This is a genomic window from Cupriavidus mimosae, from assembly GCF_023952485.1.
GTDB classification, from domain to species: Bacteria; Pseudomonadota; Gammaproteobacteria; order Burkholderiales; family Burkholderiaceae; genus Cupriavidus; species Cupriavidus taiwanensis_C.
Genome location: NZ_JALHRY010000003.1, coordinates 103,431 through 126,563 on the forward strand (window position 1 = coordinate 103,431; position 23,133 = coordinate 126,563).

The following is a 23,133-nucleotide window of genomic DNA, read 5'->3' on the forward strand; positions in this document are numbered from 1 at the left end:
GCGCGGTGGCGGCCCGGCTGTACTAAAGTGACAGGGACGGCGCTGCTAGCCGCTGGCGCGCGGGATGCTGCGTGGCGTAGCGTAGACGGATAAGCGGGAAGCGGTACTGCGGAAGGGAAGTGTGAGGTGGACGAGCCTGACCCTCGGCACTGGCGGAAAACGGCTGTGGCTGCTTCGTTCCCGACCTGACCAGGTTGACCGCGCCACCATGCGAGGAGGCCCGTCCGAGCGGCATTGTACCCCAGAGCGCGCGTGCGCGCAGAATTTGCATCGAATGCCCTTGGCACGCGCGGGTCATTGCCCGCGCCATGGCGCCGGGTTGATCTGGCGCAGGCAATGCGCGCCGCGCTGGCCCGACCATTCACCAACCCGCACACATGGTGAGCCAATACATGAACGCAAACGACCAGATCATTCGCGGCGCGCTGGCGCCGCAGGAAATCTCCACCGAAGTCCTGCTCGAGAAATACGCCAAGGGCGAAGAGCGCAGCATCGCCGAGGTCAGGCAGCGCGTGGCGCGCGCGTTGGCGCAGGCCGAGCCCGAGGACCAGCGCGAAGCCTGGAGCGCGCGCTTCCTGTGGGCGCAGGAAAACGGCTTCGTGCCGGCCGGACGCATCAATTCCGCGGCGGGCACCGGCATCCAGGCCACGCTGATCAACTGCTTCGTGCAGCCGGTGGGCGATTCGGTGTCGGAGCCGCGCGATGGCCGCCCCAGCATCTACACCGCGGTGGCGCAGGCCGCGGAAACCATGCGCCGCGGCGGCGGCGTGGGCTATGACTTCTCCGCAATCCGTCCGGCCGGCGCGCTGGTACGCGCCACGCATTCGCGCGCGTCGGGGCCGGTGTCGTTCATGAAGGTGTTCGACGCCTCGTGCGCCACGGTGGAATCGGCCGGCGCGCGCCGCGGCGCGCAGATGGGCGTGCTGCGCTGCGACCATCCGGATATCGAGAGCTTTATCCACGCCAAGGACAAGGGCGAGCTCAGCAACTTCAATATCTCCATCGGCGTCACCGACGACTTCATGCAGGCGGTGCAGGCCGACGCCGAGGTCGAGCTGGTGCACGAGGCCGAGCCCGGCGCCGACATGATCGCCGCCGGCGCGTACCGCCGCGACGACGGGCAATGGGTGTACCGGCGCGTGCCGGCGCGCAACCTGTGGGACCAGGTCATGCAGGCCACCTACGACCATGCCGAACCGGGCATCCTGTTCCTGTCGCAGATCAACGCCGACAACAACCTCTATTACTGCGAGCGCATCGAGGCCACCAACCCCTGCGCCGAGCAGCCGCTGCCATCCTATGGCTGTTGCTGCCTGGGCTCGATCAACCTGACCCGCTTCGTGCGCCAGCCGTTCGCGCCGCAGGCCGCATTCGATTTCGACGCCTTCGCCGAGGTAGTGCGGGTGGCTGCGCGCATGCTCGACAACGTGCTCGACGTGACCTTCTGGCCGTTGCCCGAACAGCAGGCCGAGGCACACGCCAAGCGTCGCGTCGGTCTGGGCTTCCTCGGGCTGGGCAGCGCGCTGGTGATGCTGGGCCTGCGCTACGACACCGAGCCGGCGCGGCAGCTGGCGGCGCGGATCTCGGAACGCATGCGCGACGAGGCCTACCTGGCCTCGACCGAGCTGGCGGTGCAGAAGGGTGCCTTTCCCCTGTTCGATGCCGGCGCCTACCTGCAGAGCGGCTTTGCCAGCCGGCTGCCGGAGCCGGTGCGCGAGGCCATCGGCCGCCATGGGCTGCGCAACTCGCACCTGCTGTCGATCGCACCGACCGGCACCATTACGCTGGCCTTTGCCGACAATGCGTCCAATGGCATCGAACCGGCGTTCTCGTGGACCTACAACCGGAAGAAACGCATGCCGGACAACAGCTACCGCAGCTTCGAGGTGGCGGACCATGCTTGGCGGCTCTACCGTCACATGGGGGCCGACATGGCGCAACTGCCGGACGCGTTCGTGACCGCGCTGCAGATGTCGGCGCTGGACCATATGCGGATGCTGGAAGCGGTGCAGCCGTATATCGACACCAGCATCAGCAAGACCGTCAACGTGCCGGAGGACTATCCTTACGAAGCTTTCCGCAACCTGTACCTCGAGGCCTGGAAGGCCGGTCTGAAGGGGCTGGCGACGTATCGGCCGAACTCGGTGCTGGGCGCGGTGCTGTCGGTCGAGGCGCCCGCCGCCCCGGCCGTGCCCACGGCCGACGACAACCCGCTGGTGCGCCCGTTCGGCAGCCGGCCGGTGGGCGACCTGGAGGGCGTGACGTCCAAGGTCGAATACCTGACCTACGAGGGCCACAAGACCGTCTACCTGACCGTCAACTTCATGCGCGTCGCCGGCGTCGCCGAAGGCAGGCCGGTCGAGATCGAGCGTCCGGTGGAGTTCTTCATGCCGGCGGGCCAGCGCAGCGAGGGCCAGCAATGGATCACCTCGACCATGCGGCTCTTGTCGATGGTGGCGCGCTCGGGCGGTTCGGTGGCCAAGGCGCTGGCCGACATGCGCAACGTGGTGTGGGACAAGGGCACGGTGCGCTACGGCACGCTGGTGCGCCAGGACGGCACCGAGGTGCCGCGCTTCCATGACTCCGAGGTCGCGGCGCTGGGCTATGCGCTGCAGCGCATCCTGATCAAGCGCGGCTTCCTCGATGCCGACGGCGGCCAGGTGCCGGTGACGGCGCTAGCCGCGCGGCTGGCGCAGCGCGACGGCGGCGCGCTGGCGCTGGCGGCCGGGTCCGACCTGGCCGGGCCGGCCAGCGCGGCGCCGGGCGCGCCCGGCGTTGGCACCGGTAAGCCATGCCCGGAGTGTGGCGCGCACGCCTTGCACAAGGTCGATGGCTGCGCCAAATGCGCCAATTGCGGCTACGTCGGCGAGTGCGGCTGAGCCGCGCCCGGGACGGCTGGCGGCCACCGGCGCGGGCCGCCGCTGCCGGGGCTGGATAAAGACGCCGGGGCCGGCGCCGGGGCGGCCGGAGCGGGGCCGCCTTTTGCTACAATCGCCGCCATGAGTTATCAAGTTCTAGCGCGCAAATGGCGCCCCAGGGATTTCACCACGCTGGTCGGCCAGGAGCACGTGGTCCGCGCGCTCACGCACGCGCTGGAACAACAGCGGCTGCACCACGCCTACCTGTTCACCGGCACGCGCGGGGTCGGCAAGACCACGCTGTCGCGGATCCTGGCCAAGGCCCTGAACTGCACCGGCCCTGACGGCAGCGGCGGCATCACCGCCGAGCCGTGCGGGCAGTGCAAGGCCTGCCAGGAAATCGACAGTGGCCGCTTCGTCGACTACATCGAGATGGACGCCGCCTCCAACCGCGGCGTCGACGAGATGGCGCAGCTGCTCGACAAGGCCGTCTACGCTCCCACCGCCGGGCGCTTCAAGGTCTACATGATCGACGAAGTGCACATGCTGACCAACCACGCCTTCAACGCCATGCTGAAGACGCTGGAAGAGCCGCCCGGGCACGTCAAGTTCATCCTCGCCACCACCGACCCGCAGAAGATCCCGGTCACGGTGCTGTCGCGCTGCCTGCAGTTCAACCTTAAGCAGATGCCGCCGGGACATATCGTCTCGCACCTGGACCATATCCTGGCGCAGGAAGGCATTGCCCACGACGGCAATGCGCTGCGGCTGCTGGCTCAGGCCGCGCATGGCTCGATGCGGGACGCGCTGTCGCTGACCGACCAGGCCATCGCCTACAGCGCGGGGCAGGTGTCCGAGGAAGCCGTGCGCGGCATGCTGGGCGCGATCGACCAGGGTTACCTGGTGCAGCTGCTGGATGCGCTGGCCGCCGAGGACGGCGCCGCCATGCTGGCGATCGCCGATGCCATGGCCGACCGCAGCCTGTCGTTCGCGGGCGCGCTGCAGGACCTGGGCTCACTGCTGCACAAGGTGGCGCTGGCGCAGGCCGTGCCGGCGTCGGTGCAGGACGAGTGGCCCGAAGCCGGCGAGGTGCGGCGCCTGGCCGGCGTGTTCGACGCGCAGGAAGTGCAGCTGTTCTACCAGATTGCCAACCTGGGCCGCAGCGAGCTGGCGCTGGCCCCGGACGAATACGCCGGCTTCACCATGACGCTGCTGCGCATGCTGGCATTCCGGCCGTCGTCCGAACCGGCCGCCACGGCCGGGCAGGGCGGCGGCGCAGCGCCCGCGCGCCCCCGCAATGCTGGCATGCCGACGGCGGCGCGACCGGCCGAGGCACGCCAGGCGGCGACTGCCGCCGCTGCCTCCATTACCGATTCCACTCCGGCGCCAGCCGCGGTGCCGCCCACGGCTGCGCCAGCCGCGCCGGTGGCCGGGCCTGCCGCTGCGTCGGCGCAGGCTGCCGCGGCCGAACCCGCGCCGGCGCGCGCGGCAGGCGGCGCCATGTCGCCTGCGGCTGCGGCGCTGGCCGCCGCGCGCCAGGCTTCCGCCGCCCGCGGCGGCGCCCGCAAGGCGCCGGCGCCGGCCATCCCTGCCACGCCGGCCGCTGCGCAACGACCGCCTGCACAGCCGCTGCGCGCGCCCGCGGCCGTAGTCGCGAGCCGTCCCGCCGCGGCCCCGGCTGCGCGGCCGGCGGCATCGCAGGCGCCCGCGCTAGCGGCAGCGCCCGCGGCACGCCCCGTGCCTGCCAAACCGCAGCCAGAATCCGTGCCCCCCTGGGAGGTCGCCGGTGGCAGCGATGTGCCGCCGTGGGAAGAACTGCCGCCCGACCTGCCGCTGATCGGGCCCTATGACAGCGATCCGGGCTACAACGACTACGGTTTCAGCGAACCCGCAGCGCGTGCTGCGGCGCCGCGCAACGTCTCGCGCCCGGCGCCGTCCCCGGCGCGCGAGGCCGGACCCGCGCGCGAGCCCGCTGCCGTGCCGCCGGCCCCGGCCGCGCCGGAGTCGACCAGATTCGTCGCGCCGCGCCCGCCCGCCGCGGGCGAGGACGGCACCCCGCCGGCCTTCACCGGCGACTGGCCGGTGCTGGCCGCCGGCCTGCCGCTGAAGGGCCTGGCGCAACAGCTGGCGTACCAGAGTGAACTGACGCAGGTGGTGGGGCGGACCTTCCACCTGCGCATCCCGGTTGCGGCGCTGGGCGAAAACGGCGTCGCCGAGCGCCTGCAGCAGGCGCTGGGCGACCACTTCGGCGAGCCGGTGCGCGTGGTCTGCGAGGTCGGCGGGGTCACGGTCACCGCCGCCGCCGCCGACGCCGAGGCCCGTGCCGAACGCCAGCGCCAGGCCGAGGCTGCGATCGAGGCCGATCCCTTCGTGCAGGGGCTGCTGCGCGACTTCGGCGGCCAGATCGTGCCAGGCTCGATCCAGCCGCGCGCCGCCTGACCGGCGGCCAGGCTGGCGTTACCTAATTTCCGTCACCGAACTCTTACCGAATCCAGGAGCATTCCATCATGATGAAAGGTCAACTCGCCGGGCTGATGAAGCAGGCCCAGCAGATGCAGGAAAACATGAAGAAGATGCAGGAGCAGCTGGCCCTGATCGAGGTCGAGGGCCAGTCCGGCGCCGGTCTCGTCAAGGTGGTGATGACCTGCAAGAACGACGTCAAGCGCGTCACCATCGACCCCAGCCTGCTGGCCGAGGGCGAGGACAAGGACCTGCTGGAAGACCTGGTCGCCGCGGCCTTCAACGACGCCGTGCGCAAGGCCGAGGCCACCACGCAGGAAAAGATGGGCTCGATGACCTCGGGCCTGCCGCTGCCTCCGGGCTTCAAGCTGCCGTTCTAAGGCCATTGTGAAAGCGTCGTCGCCGACTTCGCTGCAGGCGCTGGTCGAGGCGCTGCGGGTGCTGCCCGGCGTCGGGCCCAAGTCCGCCCAGCGCATGGCCTACCACCTGCTGCAGCACGACCGCGAGGGCGCGCGCAAGCTTGGCGATGCGCTGCGCGGCGCGGCGGACCATATCCGCCACTGCCAGCGCTGCAACACCTTCACCGAGCAGGAGATCTGCGAGACCTGCCTGGACGACCGCCGCGACGCCTCGGTGCTGTGCGTGGTGGAAACGCCGGCCGACCAGGTCATGATCGAGCAGACCCTGACCTACCGCGGCAAGTATTTCGTGCTGATGGGCCGGCTCTCGCCGCTGGACGGCATCGGTCCGCGCGAGATCCACCTGGACCGGCTGCTGGCGCGCGCCACCGAGCCCGAGCTGGGCGGCCCGGTCGGCGAGGTCATCGTCGCCACCAATTTCACCAGCGAAGGCGAGGCCACCGCGCACTACATCGGCGAGATGCTCAAGGCGCGCGGCCTCAAGGTGTCGCGCCTGGCGCGCGGCGTACCGGTGGGGGGCGAGCTGGAATATGTCGATGCCGGCACCATCGCCCGCGCGGTGATGGATCGCCGCAACCTCTGAGCGCCGTCGCGCCGGCGGTCGTGCCTGCCGCAGGCACTGCCACCGGCGCGCCCGCTTTCATTTCCCATCCGCTTCCATGAACCTGGCCCGCTTCGATCTCGTCACGCTTGGCTTGTTCGTTGCCGTGGCCCGGCAGGGCAGCATCTCGGCCGGCGCGCGCCAGTCGCACCTGGCGGTGGCGGCGGCGAGCAAGCGCATTTCCGACCTCGAGACCGCGGTCGGCGCGCCGCTGTTCTTCCGCCATGCCGCCGGCGTGCAGCTGACCGAGGCCGGCCAGGCCTGCTTCCACCATGCGCTGACCATCCTGCAGGATGTCGAGCGCATGGCCGGCGTGATGTCGGACTATGCCTCCGGCGTGCGCGGGCAGGTGCGGGTGTGCGCCAACACCTCGGCGATCACGCAATTCCTGCCCGATGACCTGGCCTCGTTCATGCAGCGCCACCCGACCATCCGCATCGAGCTGGAAGAGCAGAACTCGCGCGACATCGTTGCCGCGCTGGTCGAGAACCGCGCCGACGTCGGCATCTTTGCCGATCGCACTCCCGCCGCCGGGCTGATGACGGTCGAGTACCGCCAGGACGAGCTGGTCATCATCACCCCGCCCAACCATCCGCTGGCCGCGCGCGGCCCGGTGCATTACGCCGATACGCTCGAATTCGATTTCGTCAGCCTGCCGCAGGAGACCTCGCTGGCCGCGCGCCTGCTGGAGGAGAGCAGCCGGCTCGACCGGCCGTTCCGGCTGCGCATCCAGGTGCGCAGCTTCGACGCCATGTGCCGCATGGTGATGGCCGGACTGGGTGTGGGCGTGCTGCCGCGCATCGCGGCCGAGCCGCATGTCAAGTCGATGGGGCTGTCGCTGGTGACGCTGCAGGACGCGTGGGCACGCCGCTCGCTGCTGATCGGGCTGCGCGATCCGGCCGGCCTGACGGTCTCGGCGCGGCTGCTGATCACCCACCTGTGCGGGGATCGCGCGCCGTTCTGACGCGCCGGCGCCGCGGCCGGAACCTCGAGTAGCCACAACCTTTCGCGTTCCGAGAAAGCCCGCTTCTCCGATTGCCGATTCCTGGCCGGCCCCGCGCTGGGGCAAACTCCGTCCGAACGCAATGTATGGCAAGCCAGTCAATGGCGCTGCCGCACTGCAACAAGACTGCCGCACCGCACGGAGACAACCATGGCGCAACAGATCCTTGAGGGCATTCGCGTCCTCGAACTCGGACAACTCATCGCCGGCCCCTTTGCCGCCAAGACCCTGGCCGACTTTGGCGCCCACATCATCAAGGTCGAGCCGCCCGGTCAGGGCGACCCGCTGCGCAAATGGCGCATGCTGCATGAAGGCACCTCGGTGTGGTGGGAGGCGCAGTCGCGCAACAAGGAGTCGGTCTGCATCGACCTGCGCCAGCCGGAAGGCCAGGCGCTGGTGCGCAAGCTGGCCGCCGAAGCCGATGTGCTGATCGAGAATTTCCGCCCCGGCACCATGGAGAAGTGGGGCCTGGGCTGGGACGTGCTGCATGCCGACAACCCGCGCCTGATCATGCTGCGCGTGTCGGGCTACGGCCAGACCGGCCCGAGGAAGGACGAGCCGGGCTTTGCGGCCGTGGCCGAGGCCATGGCCGGCCTGCGCCACCTGACCGGCGAGCCCGGCCGCGCGCCGGTGCGCGCCGGCCTGTCGCTGGGTGACACCATCGCCGGCCTGCACGGCGCCATGGGCGTGCTGCTGGCGCTGTACCAGCGCGATGCGCGCGGCGGCGAGGGGCAGGTGATCGACGTGGCGCTGTACGAGTCGCTGTTCAACCTGAGCGAAAGCCTGCTGCCGGAATACTCCGCCTTCGGCGCGGTGCGCCAGCCCGCTGGCGGTGCGCTGCCGGGGATCGCGCCGTCCAATGCCTATCCCTGCGCCAGCGGCGAATACGTGCTGGTGGCGGCCAACGGCGACGCCATCTTCAAGCGCATGATGCTTGCCATCGGTCGCGCCGACCTGGCCGACGATCCCGCGCTGGAGCGCAACGACGGCCGCGTCGCGCGCGTCGACGAGATCGATGCCGCGATCGCCGACTGGACCCGCACGCAGACGGTGGAGTCGGCGCTGGCGGTGCTGCGCGACGCGCAGGTGCCGTCGGGCCGCATCTATACCGTCAAGGACATTGCCGAAGACCCGCACTACCGCGCCCGCGGCGTGATCGAGTCGGTGACCTCGGCCGGCGGCCTGACCGTGGAGGTGCCGGGCGTGGTGCCCAAGCTGTCGGCCAGCCCCGGCGCCATCCATGACCGTGCGCCGGCGCTGGGCGAGCATACCGATGCGGTGCTGAAGCAGGCCGGCTTCGACGACGCCGCCATTGCCGACCTGCGCGCGCGCAAGGTGATCGCATGAGCGCCGCCGCCAACCCGTTGCGCGGTCCGGCCCGCGTCGAGATCAACGAAGTCGCGCCGCGCGACGGCCTGCAGATCGAGCCGGTGGTGGTGCCGACCGATGCCAAGGTGGCCTTCGTCGATGCGCTGTCGGCCTGCGGCTTCGCGCGCATCGAGGCCACCTCGTTCACCTCGGCCCGCGCCATTCCCGCGCTGGCCGATGCCGAGGCGCTGATGCACCGCATGCGGCGCCAGCCGGGCGTGCGCTACACCGCGCTGGTGCCCAACCTGCGCGGGCTCGAGCGCGCGCTGTCGTGCCGGCCCGACGAGGTCAACCTGGTGATGTCGGCCAGCGAGACCCACAACCGCGCCAACCTGCGCATGACGCGCGCGCAGTCGCGGCAGCAACTGCTGGCGATGATTGCCGAGGCGGGCGCGGCCGGCGTGCCGGTCAACGTGTCGCTGTCGACGGTATTCGGCTGTCCGTTCGAGGGCGAGGTCGATGTCGCCGAGGTGATGGCGCTGGCCAGCGCCTTCGCCGACGCCGGCGCGGCCGGCATCACGCTGTGCGACACCACCGGCATGGCCTATCCGAACCAGGTCGCGGCGCTGTGCCAGGCCTTCCAGGCCGCGCTGCCCGCCACTGGCCTGACCATCCACCTGCACAACACCCGCGGCATGGGCCTGGCCAATGCCGTGGCCGCCTGGCAGACCGGCGTGACGCGCTTCGACGCTGCCGCCGGCGGCCTGGGCGGGTGCCCGTACGCGCCCGGTGCCAGCGGCAACGTCAGCACCGAAGACCTGGTCCACATGTTCGACTGCATGGGCGTGCAGACCGGTGTCGACCTCGGCGCGCTGCTCGACGTGGTGGCCGGCATGCCGGAACTGGTCGGCCGCGACCTGCGTAGTCAGCTGCTCAGCGCGGGCCCGCGCCTGCGCACGCACCAGGCGCCGGCCTGGCTGGCCGAGCATTTTGCCGGGCAGGCGTAGCCCTGCACGCGACATAACGACAACGTATCCACAAGACCAAACGGAGACCCTCATGAAGCAAGCCCATCAACACCAGCCCGCCGTGCCGGCACGTCGCAAGGCGATTGTTTCGACGCTGGCGGCAATCGGCGCGGCGTGGTTCGCTCCCGCAGCACTGGCGCAGGACGGCAGCTATCCCGCCCGGCCGGTAACGCTGGTAGTATCCGCCGCGGCCGGCGGCACCACCGACCTCGCCGCCCGGATGATTGCCGAGCCGCTGTCCAAGGCGCTCGGCCAGCCGGTGGTGGTCGACAACCGTCCCGGCGGCAACGGCGGCATCGCCGCAAGCCTGGTGGCGCGCGCCAAGCCCGACGGCTACACGCTGATGCTGCAGTACTCGGGCTTCCACGTGATCACGCCGCTGCTGGTGAAGAACCTGTCGTGGGACCCGGTCAAGGACTTTGCGCCGGTGGCCAATATCCTGTCGGCGCCGCAGGTGCTGGTGGTGCGCCCGAGCCTGCCGGTCAAGTCGCTGAAGGAACTGGTGGCCTATGCCAAGGCCAACCCGGACAAGCTCAACTATGCCTCGTCGGGCAACGGCTCGCTGCAGCACGTGTCGACCGAGCTGCTGAACCAGATGGCCGGCACCAAGATCACCCACGTGCCGTACAAGGGCACCGGCCCGGCCATGACCGACCTGCTGGGCGGCTCGGTCGACCTGACCATCACCACGCCGCCGCCGCTGATGGGCCATATCGCCGCCGGCAAGCTGCGTCCGCTGGTGGTGACCAGCAAGACCCGGCTGCCCAGCCTGAAGGACGTGCCGTCGGCGCCCGAGGCCGGCTACCCCGACCTGGACGTGTCGTCGTGGTTTGCGATGTACGCGCCGGCGGGCACGCCCAAGCCGGTGGTCGACAAGCTGACCGGCGAGATCGACAAGATCATGCGCACCGAGGCCTTCCGCAAGAAGGCCGAGGAACTGGGCGCCGAGGCCAGGTACATGAATCCGCAGCAGCTGGCGCAATACCAGAAGGCCGAGCTGGCGCGCTGGGCCAAGGTGATCAAGTCCGCCGACATCCACGCCGAATGACGCGGCGCTGCGGCAAGGTGATCGAAAGGTAAGGGCGCTAAGCTGGCGGGTTTGCTAGGTATAGATACCGATGCGGTGCACCGCGCCGCCCGGTAGCATGGCAATTTGCCGCACCGCGGCGCCCCCCTTTCAAGCGCTCGTTGCCGCGGCGCCAGTCCACACGGGTAGGAGATCTCGCATGTATAACAAAAAGTTCTGGAAGCAATTCCTGATCGCGCTGGCGCTGTTCCTGGCCGGCTGGTTCACCTTCGGCCATGCCCTGGCACAGGGCAAGCCCGAGAAGACCAAGGTCACCATCGCGGTGGGTGGCAAGAACCTGTTCTATTATCTGCCGCTGACCATCGCCGAGCGCCTCGGCTACTTCAAGGAAGAAGGCCTTGAGGTCGAGATTGTCGACTTCGCCGGCGGCGCCAAGGCGCTGCAGGCGGTGGTGGGCGGCAGCGCCGACGTAGTCTCGGGCGCCTACGAGCACACCATCAACCTGCAGGCCAAGGGCCAGCGCTACCAGGAATTCGTGCTGCAGGGCCGCGCCCCGCAGATTGTGCTGGTGGTGTCGAACAAGACCATGCCCAACTTCAAGTCGATCGCCGACCTGAAGGGCAAGAAGATCGGCGTGACCGCGCCGGGCTCGTCGACCAATATGATGGCCAACTTCGTGCTGGCCAAGGCCGGCCTGAAGCCGTCGGACGTGTCGTTCATCGGCGTGGGCGCCAGCGCCGGTGCGGTGGCGGCGATGCGTTCGGGCCAGATCGATGCCATGGCCAACCTGGATCCGGTGGTGTCGATGCTGACGCAGAAGAACGAGGTGCGCATCGCCTCGGATACCCGCACGCTCAAGGACACCCAGGCGGTGTTCGGCGGCAACATGCCGTCGGGCTGCCTGTATGCGTCGCAGGCCTTTATCCAGCAGAACCCGAACACCACGCAGGCACTCACCAACGCCATGGTGCGCGCGCTCAAGTGGCTGCAGAAGGCGGGCCCGTCCGACATCGTCAAGACCGTGCCGGAAAGCTACCTGCTGGGCGACCGCGCGCTGTACCTGGCCGCATGGGACAAGGTCAAGGAAGCAATCTCGCCGGACGGCACCATGCCGGCCGACGGCCCGCGCACCGCGCTCAACGCGCTGGGCCAGTTCGACGCCGAACTGAAGGGCAAGTCGATCAAGCTGGAAGAGACCTATACCAACGCGTTCGTGCAGAAGGCCAACGCCAAGTACAAGTAATTTTCCTGCCGTCGACGCCATCGGCCCGCTGCCCGCAGCGGGCCTTTGCTTTGCGCCAGCGACGGCTTATCCATCATCACTCGCCCGCGCCGCACTGTGCGCGCCACGGCGGGTCTGAGACGGTTCATCATGAGCATTCCCGCACTTTCACTCGACCAGGTCACCTGTACCTTTGTCTCGCGCGATGACCGCAGCCAGCGCTATACCGCGGTCAAGGACGTCACGTTGTCGATCCAGCCCGGCGAATTCGTATCGGTGGTGGGTCCCACCGGCTGCGGCAAGTCGACGCTGCTGAATGTCGGCGCCGGCCTGCTGGAGCCTTCCAGCGGCGAGGTGCGCGTGTTCGGCGAGCCGCTGCGCGGCATCAACCGGCGCGCCGGCTACATGTTCCAGACCGAGGCGCTGATGCCGTGGCGCAGCGCGCTCGACAACGTCGTCGCCGGCCTGGAATTCCGCGGCACCGGGCGTGCCGAGGCGGTGCAGCAGGGCGAGGAATGGCTGCGCCGCGTGGGCCTGGGCGGGTTTGGCGACCGCTACCCGCACCAGCTTTCGGGCGGCATGCGCAAGCGCGTGGCGCTGGCGCAGACGCTGGTGCTCGACCCGGACATCATCCTGATGGACGAACCATTCTCCGCGCTCGACATCCAAACCCGCCAGCTGATGGAGAACGAAGTGCTGGAGTTGTGGGCCGCAAAGCGCAAGGCCGTGCTCTTCATCACCCACGACCTGGACGAAGCCATTGCCATGAGCGACCGCGTGGTGGTGCTGTCGGCCGGCCCCGGCACGCATCCGATCGGCGAGTTCGCGATCGACCTGCCGCGCCCGCGCGACGTCGCCGAGATCCGCAACCACCCGCGCTTTGTCGAGCTGCACGCCGCGATCTGGGACGTGCTGCGCGAGGAAGTGCTCAAGGGCTACGCCCAGCAGCGCAAGGTCGCCTGACCGGCCCTGCGTCCCAATTCAAAACAAGAACTGAATCCCGATGGCATTCCGTACTGATTCCAAGGGCATGCTGCGCGTGTGGCAGCTGCTGGTGCTGGTGGTGATCCTCGGCGTGTGGCACCTGGCCACGCGCTCGCAGCAGGTCGCTTTCTTCTTCGGTGAGCCGCTGATGGTGGCGCAACGCATCTGGAACTGGTTTATCGTCGAGCGCGATATCTACCTGCACCTGGGCGTGACCCTGATCGAGACCGTGCTGGCCTTCGGCATCGGCACGGTGGCGGGGCTGGGCGTCGGCCTGTGGCTGGCGCTGAGCCCGCTGACCTCGGCCATCCTCGATCCGTACGTCAAGGCCATGAACTCGATGCCGCGGGTGATCCTGGCGCCGATCTTCGCGGTCTGGTTCGGCCTGGGCATCTGGTCGAAAGTGGCGCTGGCGGTGACTTTGGTGTTCTTCATCGTCTTCTTCAACGTCTACCAGGGCGTCAAGGAAGTTAGCCCGGTGGTGCTGGCCAATGCGCGCATGCTGGGCGCCAATCAGAAGCAGCTGCTGCGCCATGTCTACCTCCCGAGCGCGACCAGCTGGGTGTTCTCGTCGCTGCATACCTCGGTGGGCCTGGCCTTTGTTGGCGCGGTGGTGGGCGAATACCTGGGCTCGGCGCGCGGCGTGGGCTATCTGATCCTGCAGGCCGAGGGCACCTTCGACATCAATACGGTGTTTGCCGGCATTGTGGTGCTGACCGCGTTTGCGCTGGTGCTGGACTGGATGGTCGGCATCGGCGAGAAGCGGCTGATGAAGTGGCAGCCGCAGAGCGGGGAGACGGAGAAGCTGTGAAGCCCTTGCCGCGGGGTTGATCCCCTCTCCCGCGTGCGGGAGAGGGAGTACCCAAGTGGCCAATGGGATGTCCTGGTCCCGGCGCGTCAGCCGACGCGTCGAGGCCCGGCCATCACGGCACGATCACGATCTTGCCGGTGACCTTGCGCGCTTCCATGTCCTTGAGCGCCTGCGCGGCCTGCTCCAGCGGATAGCGCGCCGAGATATGCGGGCGGATCTTGCCTTCCTTCATCCAGCCCAGCATCTGCGCCATGTTGGCCTGGTTGGCCTTGGGCTCGCGCCGCACGAAATCGCCCCAGAACACGCCTACCAGCGACGCGCCCTTGAGCAGCGCCAGGTTCAGCGGCAGCCTGGGGATCTCGCCGTTGGCGAAGCCCACCACCAGGTAGCGGCCGCGCCAGCCGATCGAGCGGAACGCCGGCTCGGCATAGATGCCGCCGACCGGGTCGTAGACCAGGTCCGGACCCTTGCCGTCGGTCAGCGCCTTGATGCGCTCGCGCAGGTCTTCGGTGCTGTAGTTGATCAAGGCGTCGGCGCCGTGCTGCTTGCACACCTCCAGCTTTTCGTCGGTCGACGCCGCCGCGATCACGCGCGCACCGATGGCCTTGCCGATCTCGATCGCCGCCAGCCCCACGCCGCCGGCCGCGCCCAGCACCAGCATGGTCTGGCCGGCCTTGAGCTCGCCGCGGTCGATCACCGCGTGGTGCGAGGTGCCGTAGGTCAGCGTGAAGGCGGCCGCGGTCTCGAAGTCGATGCCGGGCGGCATCGGCACCACCGACGCCGCCGGCGCCTTGGCCTGGCTGGCGAAAGCGCCATTGCCAAGGTAGGCGATGACCTTGTCGCCGGGCTTGACGTGGGTGACGCCTTCGCCCACCGCGTTGACCACGCCGGCCAGCTCCGAACCCGGGGTGAACGGCAGTTCGGGCTTGGCCTGGTACTTGTTCTGGATGATCAGCACATCGGGGAAGTTGACCGCGGCCGCCTTGACGTCGATGACCACTTCGCCCTTGCCGGGCACCAGGTCGGGCAGGGTTTCGAGGGTCAGCGAATCGGGCGGACCCCAGGCTTTGCACAATACGGCTTTCATCTTGTCTCCGGTGATGTGGTTGGCATGCCGCGCCAGTCAAGCTTACGCGGGCCGGCGGGGCAAGTGTAGCTCAGGAATAGCACGGTCGTTCTGTTTCATGCCGAAGCCGTGGAGGCGGTCATTTGCGGCCTGCATACCGCGCCGGCGCGCCGCCGCAAATGGCCAGATCGGGCGGCGCGCAGGCCGCTTGCGTGCCTGCGCTCAGGTACAATCGCGGCATGCATATCCTTCTCGCCAACGACGACGGTTATCTCGCGCCGGGACTGGCCGTTTTGCATGCTGCGCTCGCGCCGCTGGGCCGGATCACGGTCATCGCGCCGGAGCAGAACCATAGCGGCGCTTCCAATTCCCTGACCCTGCAACGGCCGCTGTCGATCTACGAGGCGCGCGAAGGCGTGCAAAAAGGTTTTCGCTTCGTCAACGGCACGCCCACCGACTGCGTGCATATCGCGCTGACCGGGCTGCTCGAGGAAAAGCCCGACCTGGTGGTGTCCGGCATCAACCAGGGCCAGAACATGGGCGAGGACGTGCTTTACTCCGGCACCGTCGCCGCCGCGATCGAGGGCTACCTGCTGGGGATTCCCTCGGTGGCCTTCTCGCAGGTAGACAAGGGCTGGGAACACCTCGATGCCGCCGCGCGCGTCGCGCGCACCGTGGTCGAGCGCATCATCGGCACGCCGCCGGCCGAGCCGTTCCTGCTCAACGTCAATATCCCGAACCTGCCGTTCGAACATATCCAGGGCTATCGCGCCACGCGCCTGGGCAAGCGCCATCCGTCACAGCCGGTAATCACGCAGGTCAATCCGCGTGGCGATACCAATTACTGGATCGGCCCGGCCGGCGACGCGCGCGATGCCAGCGAGGGCACCGACTTCCATGCGACCGCGCAGGGCTACGTCTCGCTCACGCCGTTGCAGCTGGACCTGACGCACCGCGGGCAGCTCGACGCGCTCGACCAGTGGCTGAAGTAGCGCCGCCGGTCCCGAGCCGCCCGAGCCGCAGAATCGCCGCGTCGCGCCCCCGATGAGTTCCACGCCCCCTCGCAACAAGTTCCCGCTGCCGCTGGATGCGGTGGTCGAACGCAAGCCCGCGCCCGCGCGCACCGCCGGCATCCCCGCGGTGGGCGCGCCGCGCCCGGCCGCGCCCGTGCCCCCGCCCGCCAAGCCGCGCCTGCCGCGCACCGCGGCGCCGGCACCTGCGCCGGTGCCTGCCAGCGCGGTCGAGCAGCGCGCCTCGGCGGCTACCGCGGGCGGCGGCGGCATGGCCTCGGCGCGTGCGCGCGTGGCATTGGCGGCGCGGCTGCGCGCCGCGGGCATCCGCGACGAGCGCGTGTTGTCGGCCATCGCCACGGTGCCGCGCCACCTGTTCGTCGAGCCGGGGCTGGCGTCGCAGGCGTATGAAGACGCGGCGCTGCCGATCGGCCACCAGCAAACCATCTCCAAGCCGTCGGTGGTGGCGCGCATGATCGAACTGCTGCGCGAGGGTCTGGGCGCCGAGGCGCCGCTGGAGCGCGTGCTCGAGATCGGCACCGGCTGCGGCTACCAGGCCGCGGTGTTGGCGCAAGTGGCGCGCGAAGTCTTCTCGATCGAGCGCATCCGGCCGCTGCACGAGCAGGCCAAGGCGAACCTGCGGCCCTTGCGCGTGCCCAATCTGCGCCTGCATTACGGCGACGGCATGCTGGGCCTGCCGCAGGCCGCGCCGTTCTCCGCCATCATCCTCGCCGCGGCCGGCATGGAGGTGCCCGAGGCGCTGCTGGAGCAACTGGCCATCGGCGGGCGCCTGATCGCCCCGGTGGCGGTGATGCCGCCGGCGGGCGTGCCCGGCCAGACCGTGACGCAACAGCTGCTGCTGATCGAGCGGCGCAACCGCCATCGCTTTCACCGAACCGCGCTTGAAGCCGTTTTCTTTGTGCCCTTAAAATCGGGCACCATCTGAGTCGAACTATGCACAACATCGTGAAATCGCAAAATTTCGCACGCGCCGGACAACTTTTTGCGGCGACCTCGCTCGCGGCCCTGCTGGCCGCCTGCGCCAATTCGCCGATGCCGGCACCGGTCGTCGACCGTACCTCCACCTCCGGTACCACCGCGGCGACGCTGGAACCGGCGCCGCCCGGGTACTATCGGGTCAAGCGAGGCGATACCCTTTACCGTATAGCGCTGGAGAACGGCCAGTCGTATCGCGATGTGGCAACGTGGAACAACCTGACCAATGTGAACCAGATCGAGGTCGGCCAGCTGCTGCGCATCATGCCGCCGGGTGCCGACGTCAACACTGCGCCGGGCGTGGCCACCATGCCGGTGGCACCGGGCACGGTGCAGGCCCAGCCGATCGACCAGGCTCGTCCGAACGGCACGCCGGTGACGCCGCCGGCCGCGCCTGCGGCCGCGGCTTCGGCGCCAGCGGCAGCGCCAGCCGCGACCGCGCCCGCCTCGGCGCCGATGGCCGACGGCTCGATGAAGCTGAGCTGGCCGGCGACCGGCCAGATGGTCGGTAAATTCGACGACAAGGGCAATAAAGGCATCGATATTGCGGGCAAGAAGGGTGATCCGGTGCTGGCCGCGGATGACGGTCGGGTGATTCACGTAGGCCCCTTGCGCGGCTACGGGAATCTTGTCATCATCAAACACAACGAGACATTTCTTACCGCTTACGGGCACAACGACAAGGTGCTCGTCGCGGAGCAATCCACGGTCCGGAAAGGCCAGAAGATTGCAGAGATGGGCAACAGTGATACCGACCGGGTGAAGCTTCACTTCGAAGTTCGCAAGAACGGAAAACCGGTTGATCCGATGCGGTACCTGCCGCCACAGTGAGGGTTCATGCCACGCCAGAAAACTGTCTCCTCCGGAACCGTCAGCAGGGCTCGCCGTCCCAAGCAGCCGGAAGTGAAGGCTGGTGTGGCGCATCCCGACGAACGCGCCGATGCAGAGGGCTTCGAGCCCGATCTCGCCGCCGAGATGCTTCCCGTGACCGACGAGCCTATCGCCACGTCCGCTTCGGTGGGCCTGCGCGAGACCGACCTGCTCGGCGACGACAATGATCGCAACGAGCGCCATCTGCGCGACGACGACGAGGACGAGTCGGAAGACGAGGATGAAGACAGCGCGGAAAACGGCACCGAAAGCGCCACCGCCGAGCATGACGACTTCCGCACGGTGCTGCATACCGAGCTCGCCGCCGACACGGTCCAGCACTACCTGAACCGCATCAGCATCAAGCCGCTGCTGTCGGCGCCGGAAGAGCTGCATTTCTCCACGCTGGCCAAGGACGGCGACTTTGCCGCGCGCCAGGTCATGATCGAGCGCAACCTGCGGCTGGTGGTCAGCATCGCCAAGGGCTATCTCAATCGCGGCGTGCCTTTGCTGGACCTGATCGAGGAGGGCAACCTGGGCCTGATGCACGCAATCGAGAAGTTCGATCCGTCGCGCGGCTTCCGCTTCTCGACCTACGCAACGTGGTGGATCCGCCAGAGCATTGAGCGCGCCATCATGAACCAGGCCCGCACGGTCCGCCTGCCGGTGCACGTGATCCGCGAACTCAATCAGGTGCTGCGCGCCAAGCGCCATCTGGAAAAGGGCGGCACCGACGGACGCGACGCCAGCCTGGAGGACATCGCCCACCTGTTGGGCAAGACGCCGGACGAAGTGCAGGACGTCCTGGCACTCAATGAACATACCACCTCGCTCGATACGCCGTTCGATCTCGATCCCGGCTCGAGCCTCCTGGATTTCCTCTCCGACGAGCACAACGCCGCCCCTGACCAGGAGGTGGCGCACCGCGAGCTGGAAGGGCTGATGAAGCTCTGGCTGGCGCGCCTGTCGGAAAAGCATCGCTATGTGGTCGAGCGCCGCTTCGGGCTCAACCACATCGAGCCCGCCACGCTGGAAGAGCTTGCCGAGGAGATGGGCCTGACGCGCGAGCGCGTGCGCCAGATCCAGCAGGAGGCGCTGGTCAAGCTCAAGCGGCATTTCGCTTCGCAAGGTGTCAGGAAGGACGCCGTTCTATGACCCCTGTGCTGGTATTCGACATCGAGACCATTCCCGATGTCGCCGGCCTGCGCCGTTTGCATGACCATCCCGATGCGATGAGCGACGCCGAAGTCGCCGAGCATGCGTTCTCCGCCCGCCGGGAAAAGACCGGCAGCGATTTCCTCCCGCACTACCTGCAGCGTGTCGCCGCGATTTCCTGCGTGCTGCGGCGCACGCACCGCGACGGCTCGGCCGTGTTCCATGTCGGCTCGCTTGGCACGCCGCAGGATGGCGAGGCCACGCTGATCCAGAAGTTCTATGAACTGATCGCGCGCTACAGCCCGCAGCTGGTGTCGTGGAATGGCGGCGGCTTCGACCTGCCGGTGCTGCACTACCGCGGCCTGGTCAATGGCATCACCGCGCCGCGCTACTGGGAGATGGGCGAGGGCCGCGACGAAGACAGCCGCGACTTCAAGTGGAACAACTACATCAGCCGCTACCACATGCGGCACCTGGACCTGATGGACCTGCTGGCGATGTACCAGCCGCGCGCCAGCGCCCCCCTCGATGACCTGGCCAAGCTGTGCGGCTTTCCCGGCAAGATGGGGATGGACGGCAGCAAGGTGTGGCAGGCCTTCCAGGCCGGGCAGCTCGACGAGATCCGCGCCTATTGCGAGACCGACGTCGTCAACACCTACCTGATGTACTGCCGCTTCCAGCTGATGCGCGGCGGGCTGTCGCCGCGCGAGTTCGACCTCGAGATGGAATTTGTCCAGGAATCGCTGGCCGAACTGCCGGGCGAACAGTGGATGGAGTACCTGCAGGCCTTCCGCCTGCAGCGCCTGACGCCCGAAGCCGAAGACCTCGAAGACTGACGACGGCAGCCGCTAGCCCGGCCTAGAGGTCCAGCGACAGCAGGATCGGCTGGTGGTCCGAGGCATCGGTGTCGGCATTGACCTCGCAGCCACGAATGCGGGCGGCGAGCGGCTCGGTCACCAGCATGAAGTCACAGGCGAAGGGCGGCTCGGGCCATTGTTCCTTGTCGTGCAGCGCGCAGGTCGGGGCATGCGGCTGGCCGGGATGCGCGTGCAGCCAGGCGTCGCGCCAGGCCGGCGTGCCGTCGTCGAACGGCTCCAGCATGCGCCGGTAGGCGACATCGTCAGGCTTGCTGTTGAAGTCACCGCACAAGATGGCTTCGGCGGGCCGGGGCTCCGGCGTGAACGGGCCTGGCCACTGCTCGCTGCGGCCGGGCCGGCGCGCGTGGGCGCAAGCCTCGGCATGCCAGTCACGCAGGGCTTCGGCCTGCGCCGTGCGCTGGGTCGCCGAATAATATTCCAGGTGGGTGCAGATCACGCGCACCCGCTCGCTGCCGGCTTCCACGGTGGCTTCCAATGCCACCCGCGGCATCGATGCTACCTCCGGATCCGCGGGCCAGGGCAATGCATGCCGGAACACCTCGCGCACCGGCAGCCGGGTGGCGATCAGGTTGCCGAACTGCTTCAGCGCGCCGCTGCGGCCACGCCGCTCGACCGCAGGCGCATAGAGCAGGTGATAGCCCGGCAGCAGCGCGGTCAGCTCGGACACCTGGTCCGCGCCGGGCTCGCCGCGCAGCTCGCCAAAGCCGCGCGTCACTTCCTGCAGGCACAGCACGTCCGCGTCGGCCATGGCGCGCAGCGTCTGTACCTGCCGCGCCAGGTCGACGCGGCCGTCGGCGCCGCGGCCCCACTGGATGTTCCATGAAATCAGTTCCATGCCTGCTCTCCGTCGTTGGCCCGGACGTACGCCAACGGAGCCGGCCCGGTCTGGCATACAATCGCGCTTTCGTAAAACAATACGTCAGGTTTTATCTGGTGTCCCAAGCCGTGTCCTCCCCACAAGAAACGCCGGCCGTGCCGGCTGCTGCGGCCGTCGAAGGTGCTGCCCCCGTCGCAAAGAACTCCCGTGGCCGTGGTGCCGCCCAGGGCGGTGCGCCCGCGGACGACCCCGTGGTGACGATCGACAGCCTCGACATGGAGGCGCGCGGCGTCGGCCGGCTGGTCAACGAGGACGGCACGCCCGGCAAGGTGATCTTCGTCGAGGGCGCGCTGCCCGGCGAGATCGTCAGCTACCGCAGCTATCGCCGCAAGCCCAGCTACGAGCAGGCGCAGCTGGGCGAAGTGCGGCAGGCCTCCGTGATGCGCGTCGAGCCGGGCTGCCAGCACTTTGGCGTCTGCGGCGGGTGCTCGATGCAGCATCTGGATTCGCGCGCGCAGCTGGCCATCAAGCAGCGCGTGCTGGAAGACAACCTGTGGCACTTGTCCAAGGTGAAGCCCGACGTGGTGTTCCGCCCGATCGCGGGGCCGGACTGGGGCTATCGCTACCGCGCGCGCCTGACGGTGCGCCACGTGGCCAAGAAGGGCGGGGTGCTGGTCGGCTTCCATGAGCGCAAGAGCAGCTATGTCGCCGACATGACGCGCTGCGAGATTCTGCCGCCGCATGTGTCGGCGATGCTGGTGCCGCTGCGCGAGCTGGTGATGGGGCTGTCGATCCGCGACCGCATGCCGCAGATCGAGCTGGCCGTGGGCCAGGAGGTGACGGCGCTGGTGCTGCGCATCCTGGAACCGCTGACCGATGCCGACAAGGACCTGCTGCGCGCCTTCGCCGATGCGCACAAAGTGCAGTTCTGGCTGCAGCCGAAAGGTCCGGATACGGTCTACCCGTTCTACCCGGCCGAGGCAGAACTGGCCTACACGCTGCCGGAGTTCGGCATCCGCATGCCGTTCAAGCCCACTGACTTCACTCAGGTGAACCACCAGATCAACCGCGTGCTGATCGGCCGCGCGCTGCGCCTGCTGGATGCCCAGCCGCAGGACCGGCTGCTCGACCTGTTCTGCGGCATCGGCAACTTCACGCTGCCGCTGGCCACGCAAGGAACGTCGGTGATGGGCATCGAAGGCAGCGAGGCGCTGACCGCGCGCGCGCTGGCCAATGCTGAATACAACGGGCTGGCCGCCAAGACCGAGTTCGCGTGCCGCAACCTGTTCGAGGTCACGGCGGAAGACATCGCCGCGCTGGGCCGCTTCGACCGCTGGCTGGTCGATCCGCCGCGCGAAGGCGCGCTCGCGGTGAGCAAGGCGCTGGGCGAGCTGGCGCAGCAGGGCAGCGACTTGCTGCCGCGGCGCATCGTCTATGTATCGTGCAGCCCCGCCACGCTGGCGCGCGACGCCGGCCTGCTGGTGCACGAGGCGGGCTACCGCCTGAGCGGCGCCGGCGTGGTCAACATGTTCCCGCACACCTCGCACGTCGAATCGATCGCGGTGTTCGACCGCGACTGATCGCGGCGGCGTGCCCAAAAGAAAAGCCGACCAACAGGCCGGCTTTTTTCATGCTGGGGCGTTTGCCGTCATTCGCGGTTGCCGCCGAAGATGCCCAGCAGGGCCAGCAGGTTGGCGAACACGTTGTACACGTCCAGGTAGATCGCCAGCGTTGCGGTGATGTAGTTGGTCTCGCCGCCGTTCACCACGCGCTGCACGTCGAACAGGATGTACGCCGAGAAGATACCGATCGCGATCACCGACACCGTGATCATCAGCGCCGGCAGCTGCAGCCAGATATTGGCGACGCTGGCCAGGATCAGCAGGATCACGCCGACGAACAGGAACTTGCCCAGGCCGGAGAAATCACGCTTGCTGACGGTGGCGATCGATGCCATCGCGCCGAATACGGCAGCGGTGCCGCCAAAGGCGTACATGATCAGCGCCGGGCCGTTCGAGAACGACAGCGTGACGCTGATCAGCCGCGACAGCATCAGCCCCATGAAGAAGGTGAAGGCCAGCAGCAGGACCACGCCCATGCTGCTGTTCTTGGTCTTCTCGATGGCAAAGAAGAAACCGAACGCGATCGCGAGGAACAGGATCAGCGACAGGCCGGGGCTGCCCGCCATGAAGCTGAAGCCGGTGGCCACGCCGATCCATGCACCGAGCACGGTGGGGATCATCGAGAGGGCCAGCAGCCAGTAAGTGTTGCGCAAGACCCGGTTGCGAACGACGACGTCAGTGACGGTCGACGCACTATTGCCGAAACCGTAGGTGTTCAGCTTGTTATCCATGGTGACTCCTGTCTCAAAACGGTGAGGCGCCGGCGTTGCGAGGCTTCAAATGCGAAGACTCGTATGGAAGCCGGACGGAACCATCGTCAATGTGGCATCGGGCAGGCCGGATTGCAAGGGCGCGGTAATTCAATCGTCACCTGCCGCTGGCTCACGTCCGTTCGACGCCGCTCACATTGGATGTTAGCGGCGGCGCTGCGTTCCAGGGATGACAAGGTTGTAATGTGCGGTTTTTGCAACTTGCCAGCGACATGTGCGCGAGGGGCG

At 68.3% G+C, this 23,133-nt stretch carries 20 protein-coding genes and 1 other RNA gene; 17 read left to right on the plus strand and 4 right to left on the minus strand.

Annotation, left to right across the window (positions count from 1 at the left end):
* Positions 1–126: 126 nt before the first annotated feature.
* An RNA gene (gene ffs, locus MKD50_RS06855) (signal recognition particle sRNA small type) lies at positions 127–225 on the minus strand.
* 167 nt (positions 226–392) lie between these two features.
* On the opposite strand from ffs, the gene MKD50_RS06860 reads away from it, so the two are divergent.
* The 11 genes from MKD50_RS06860 (at position 393) to MKD50_RS06910 (ending at position 13,721) form a co-directional block, all read left to right on the plus strand.
* A complete protein-coding gene (locus MKD50_RS06860) occupies positions 393–2,879 on the plus strand; it encodes an adenosylcobalamin-dependent ribonucleoside-diphosphate reductase (protein ID WP_252666709.1) in 2,487 nt (828 codons plus the stop codon).
* Positions 2,880–2,999: 120 nt separating this feature from the next.
* Complete coding sequence (locus MKD50_RS06865) at positions 3,000–5,297, plus strand: DNA polymerase III subunit gamma/tau (RefSeq protein ID WP_252666710.1); 2,298 nt, start codon at positions 3,000–3,002, stop codon at positions 5,295–5,297.
* A gap of 68 nt (positions 5,298–5,365) precedes the next feature.
* A complete protein-coding gene (locus MKD50_RS06870; RefSeq protein WP_062800650.1) occupies positions 5,366–5,698 on the plus strand; it encodes a YbaB/EbfC family nucleoid-associated protein in 333 nt (110 codons plus the stop codon).
* Between the two features lie 7 nt (positions 5,699–5,705).
* The gene (gene recR, locus MKD50_RS06875; protein ID WP_010814257.1) at positions 5,706–6,320 is read left to right on the plus strand and encodes a recombination mediator RecR; all 615 of its coding nucleotides are present in this window, start codon (positions 5,706–5,708) and stop codon (positions 6,318–6,320) included.
* 76 nt (positions 6,321–6,396) lie between these two features.
* Complete coding sequence (locus MKD50_RS06880; protein ID WP_012353186.1) at positions 6,397–7,302, plus strand: LysR family transcriptional regulator; 906 nt, start codon at positions 6,397–6,399, stop codon at positions 7,300–7,302.
* Between the two features lie 189 nt (positions 7,303–7,491).
* Positions 7,492–8,688, plus strand: coding sequence for a CaiB/BaiF CoA transferase family protein (locus tag MKD50_RS06885; protein WP_115703717.1), 1,197 nt, complete (start codon positions 7,492–7,494; stop codon positions 8,686–8,688).
* On the plus strand, positions 8,685–9,656 hold the full coding sequence (locus tag MKD50_RS06890) for a hydroxymethylglutaryl-CoA lyase (protein ID WP_240072294.1): 972 nt from the start codon (positions 8,685–8,687) through the stop codon (positions 9,654–9,656). The genes MKD50_RS06885 and MKD50_RS06890 overlap by 4 nt, the downstream gene beginning before the upstream one ends.
* Before the next feature lie 52 nt (positions 9,657–9,708).
* Positions 9,709–10,725, plus strand: a complete 1,017-nt coding sequence (locus MKD50_RS06895) for a Bug family tripartite tricarboxylate transporter substrate binding protein (protein WP_252666711.1) — start codon at positions 9,709–9,711, stop codon at positions 10,723–10,725.
* Positions 10,726–10,903: 178 nt separating this feature from the next.
* Positions 10,904–11,947, plus strand: coding sequence for an ABC transporter substrate-binding protein (locus MKD50_RS06900; protein WP_115703712.1), 1,044 nt, complete (start codon positions 10,904–10,906; stop codon positions 11,945–11,947).
* A gap of 129 nt (positions 11,948–12,076) precedes the next feature.
* Positions 12,077–12,889 carry an ABC transporter ATP-binding protein gene (locus MKD50_RS06905; RefSeq protein WP_115703710.1) on the plus strand — a complete coding sequence of 271 codons (813 nt, stop codon included), beginning with the start codon at positions 12,077–12,079 and terminating at the stop codon, positions 12,887–12,889.
* A gap of 40 nt (positions 12,890–12,929) precedes the next feature.
* Positions 12,930–13,721, plus strand: a complete 792-nt coding sequence (locus MKD50_RS06910) for an ABC transporter permease (protein ID WP_252666712.1) — start codon at positions 12,930–12,932, stop codon at positions 13,719–13,721.
* Positions 13,722–13,833: 112 nt separating this feature from the next.
* Here MKD50_RS06910 and MKD50_RS06915 read toward each other — a convergent pair whose 3' ends face one another.
* Positions 13,834–14,808, minus strand: a complete 975-nt coding sequence (locus MKD50_RS06915; protein WP_252666713.1) for an NADPH:quinone oxidoreductase family protein — start codon at positions 14,806–14,808, stop codon at positions 13,834–13,836.
* Between the two features lie 218 nt (positions 14,809–15,026).
* Between MKD50_RS06915 and surE the strand changes: the two genes are divergently transcribed.
* From surE to MKD50_RS06940, 5 genes are read left to right on the plus strand one after another with little or no spacing between them, the layout of a single operon-like run.
* Complete coding sequence (gene surE / locus MKD50_RS06920) at positions 15,027–15,779, plus strand: 5'/3'-nucleotidase SurE (protein WP_092309281.1); 753 nt, start codon at positions 15,027–15,029, stop codon at positions 15,777–15,779.
* A 52-nt stretch (positions 15,780–15,831) separates the two neighbouring features.
* A complete protein-coding gene (locus MKD50_RS06925) occupies positions 15,832–16,743 on the plus strand; it encodes a protein-L-isoaspartate(D-aspartate) O-methyltransferase (protein ID WP_115703704.1) in 912 nt (303 codons plus the stop codon).
* An 8-nt stretch (positions 16,744–16,751) separates the two neighbouring features.
* The gene (locus MKD50_RS06930; protein ID WP_115703702.1) at positions 16,752–17,624 is read left to right on the plus strand and encodes a peptidoglycan DD-metalloendopeptidase family protein; all 873 of its coding nucleotides are present in this window, start codon (positions 16,752–16,754) and stop codon (positions 17,622–17,624) included.
* Between the two features lie 6 nt (positions 17,625–17,630).
* Positions 17,631–18,818 carry an RNA polymerase sigma factor RpoS gene (gene rpoS / locus MKD50_RS06935; protein ID WP_115703701.1) on the plus strand — a complete coding sequence of 396 codons (1,188 nt, stop codon included), beginning with the start codon at positions 17,631–17,633 and terminating at the stop codon, positions 18,816–18,818.
* On the plus strand, positions 18,815–19,654 hold the full coding sequence (locus MKD50_RS06940; RefSeq protein WP_018007781.1) for a 3'-5' exonuclease: 840 nt from the start codon (positions 18,815–18,817) through the stop codon (positions 19,652–19,654). The genes rpoS and MKD50_RS06940 overlap by 4 nt, the downstream gene beginning before the upstream one ends.
* Before the next feature lie 22 nt (positions 19,655–19,676).
* On the opposite strand, the gene MKD50_RS06945 is transcribed toward MKD50_RS06940, so the two are convergent.
* Positions 19,677–20,531, minus strand: coding sequence for an endonuclease/exonuclease/phosphatase family protein (locus MKD50_RS06945; RefSeq protein WP_252666714.1), 855 nt, complete (start codon positions 20,529–20,531; stop codon positions 19,677–19,679).
* 257 nt (positions 20,532–20,788) lie between these two features.
* Here MKD50_RS06945 and rlmD point away from each other — a divergent pair, with 257 nt between their 5' ends.
* Positions 20,789–22,093 carry a 23S rRNA (uracil(1939)-C(5))-methyltransferase RlmD gene (gene rlmD, locus MKD50_RS06950; RefSeq protein WP_252666879.1) on the plus strand — a complete coding sequence of 435 codons (1,305 nt, stop codon included), beginning with the start codon at positions 20,789–20,791 and terminating at the stop codon, positions 22,091–22,093.
* A gap of 68 nt (positions 22,094–22,161) precedes the next feature.
* Here the strand turns inward: rlmD and MKD50_RS06955 are convergent, their stop codons facing one another.
* Positions 22,162–22,866, minus strand: a complete 705-nt coding sequence (locus MKD50_RS06955; protein WP_012353168.1) for a Bax inhibitor-1/YccA family protein — start codon at positions 22,864–22,866, stop codon at positions 22,162–22,164.
* Positions 22,867–23,133 lie beyond the last annotated feature (267 nt).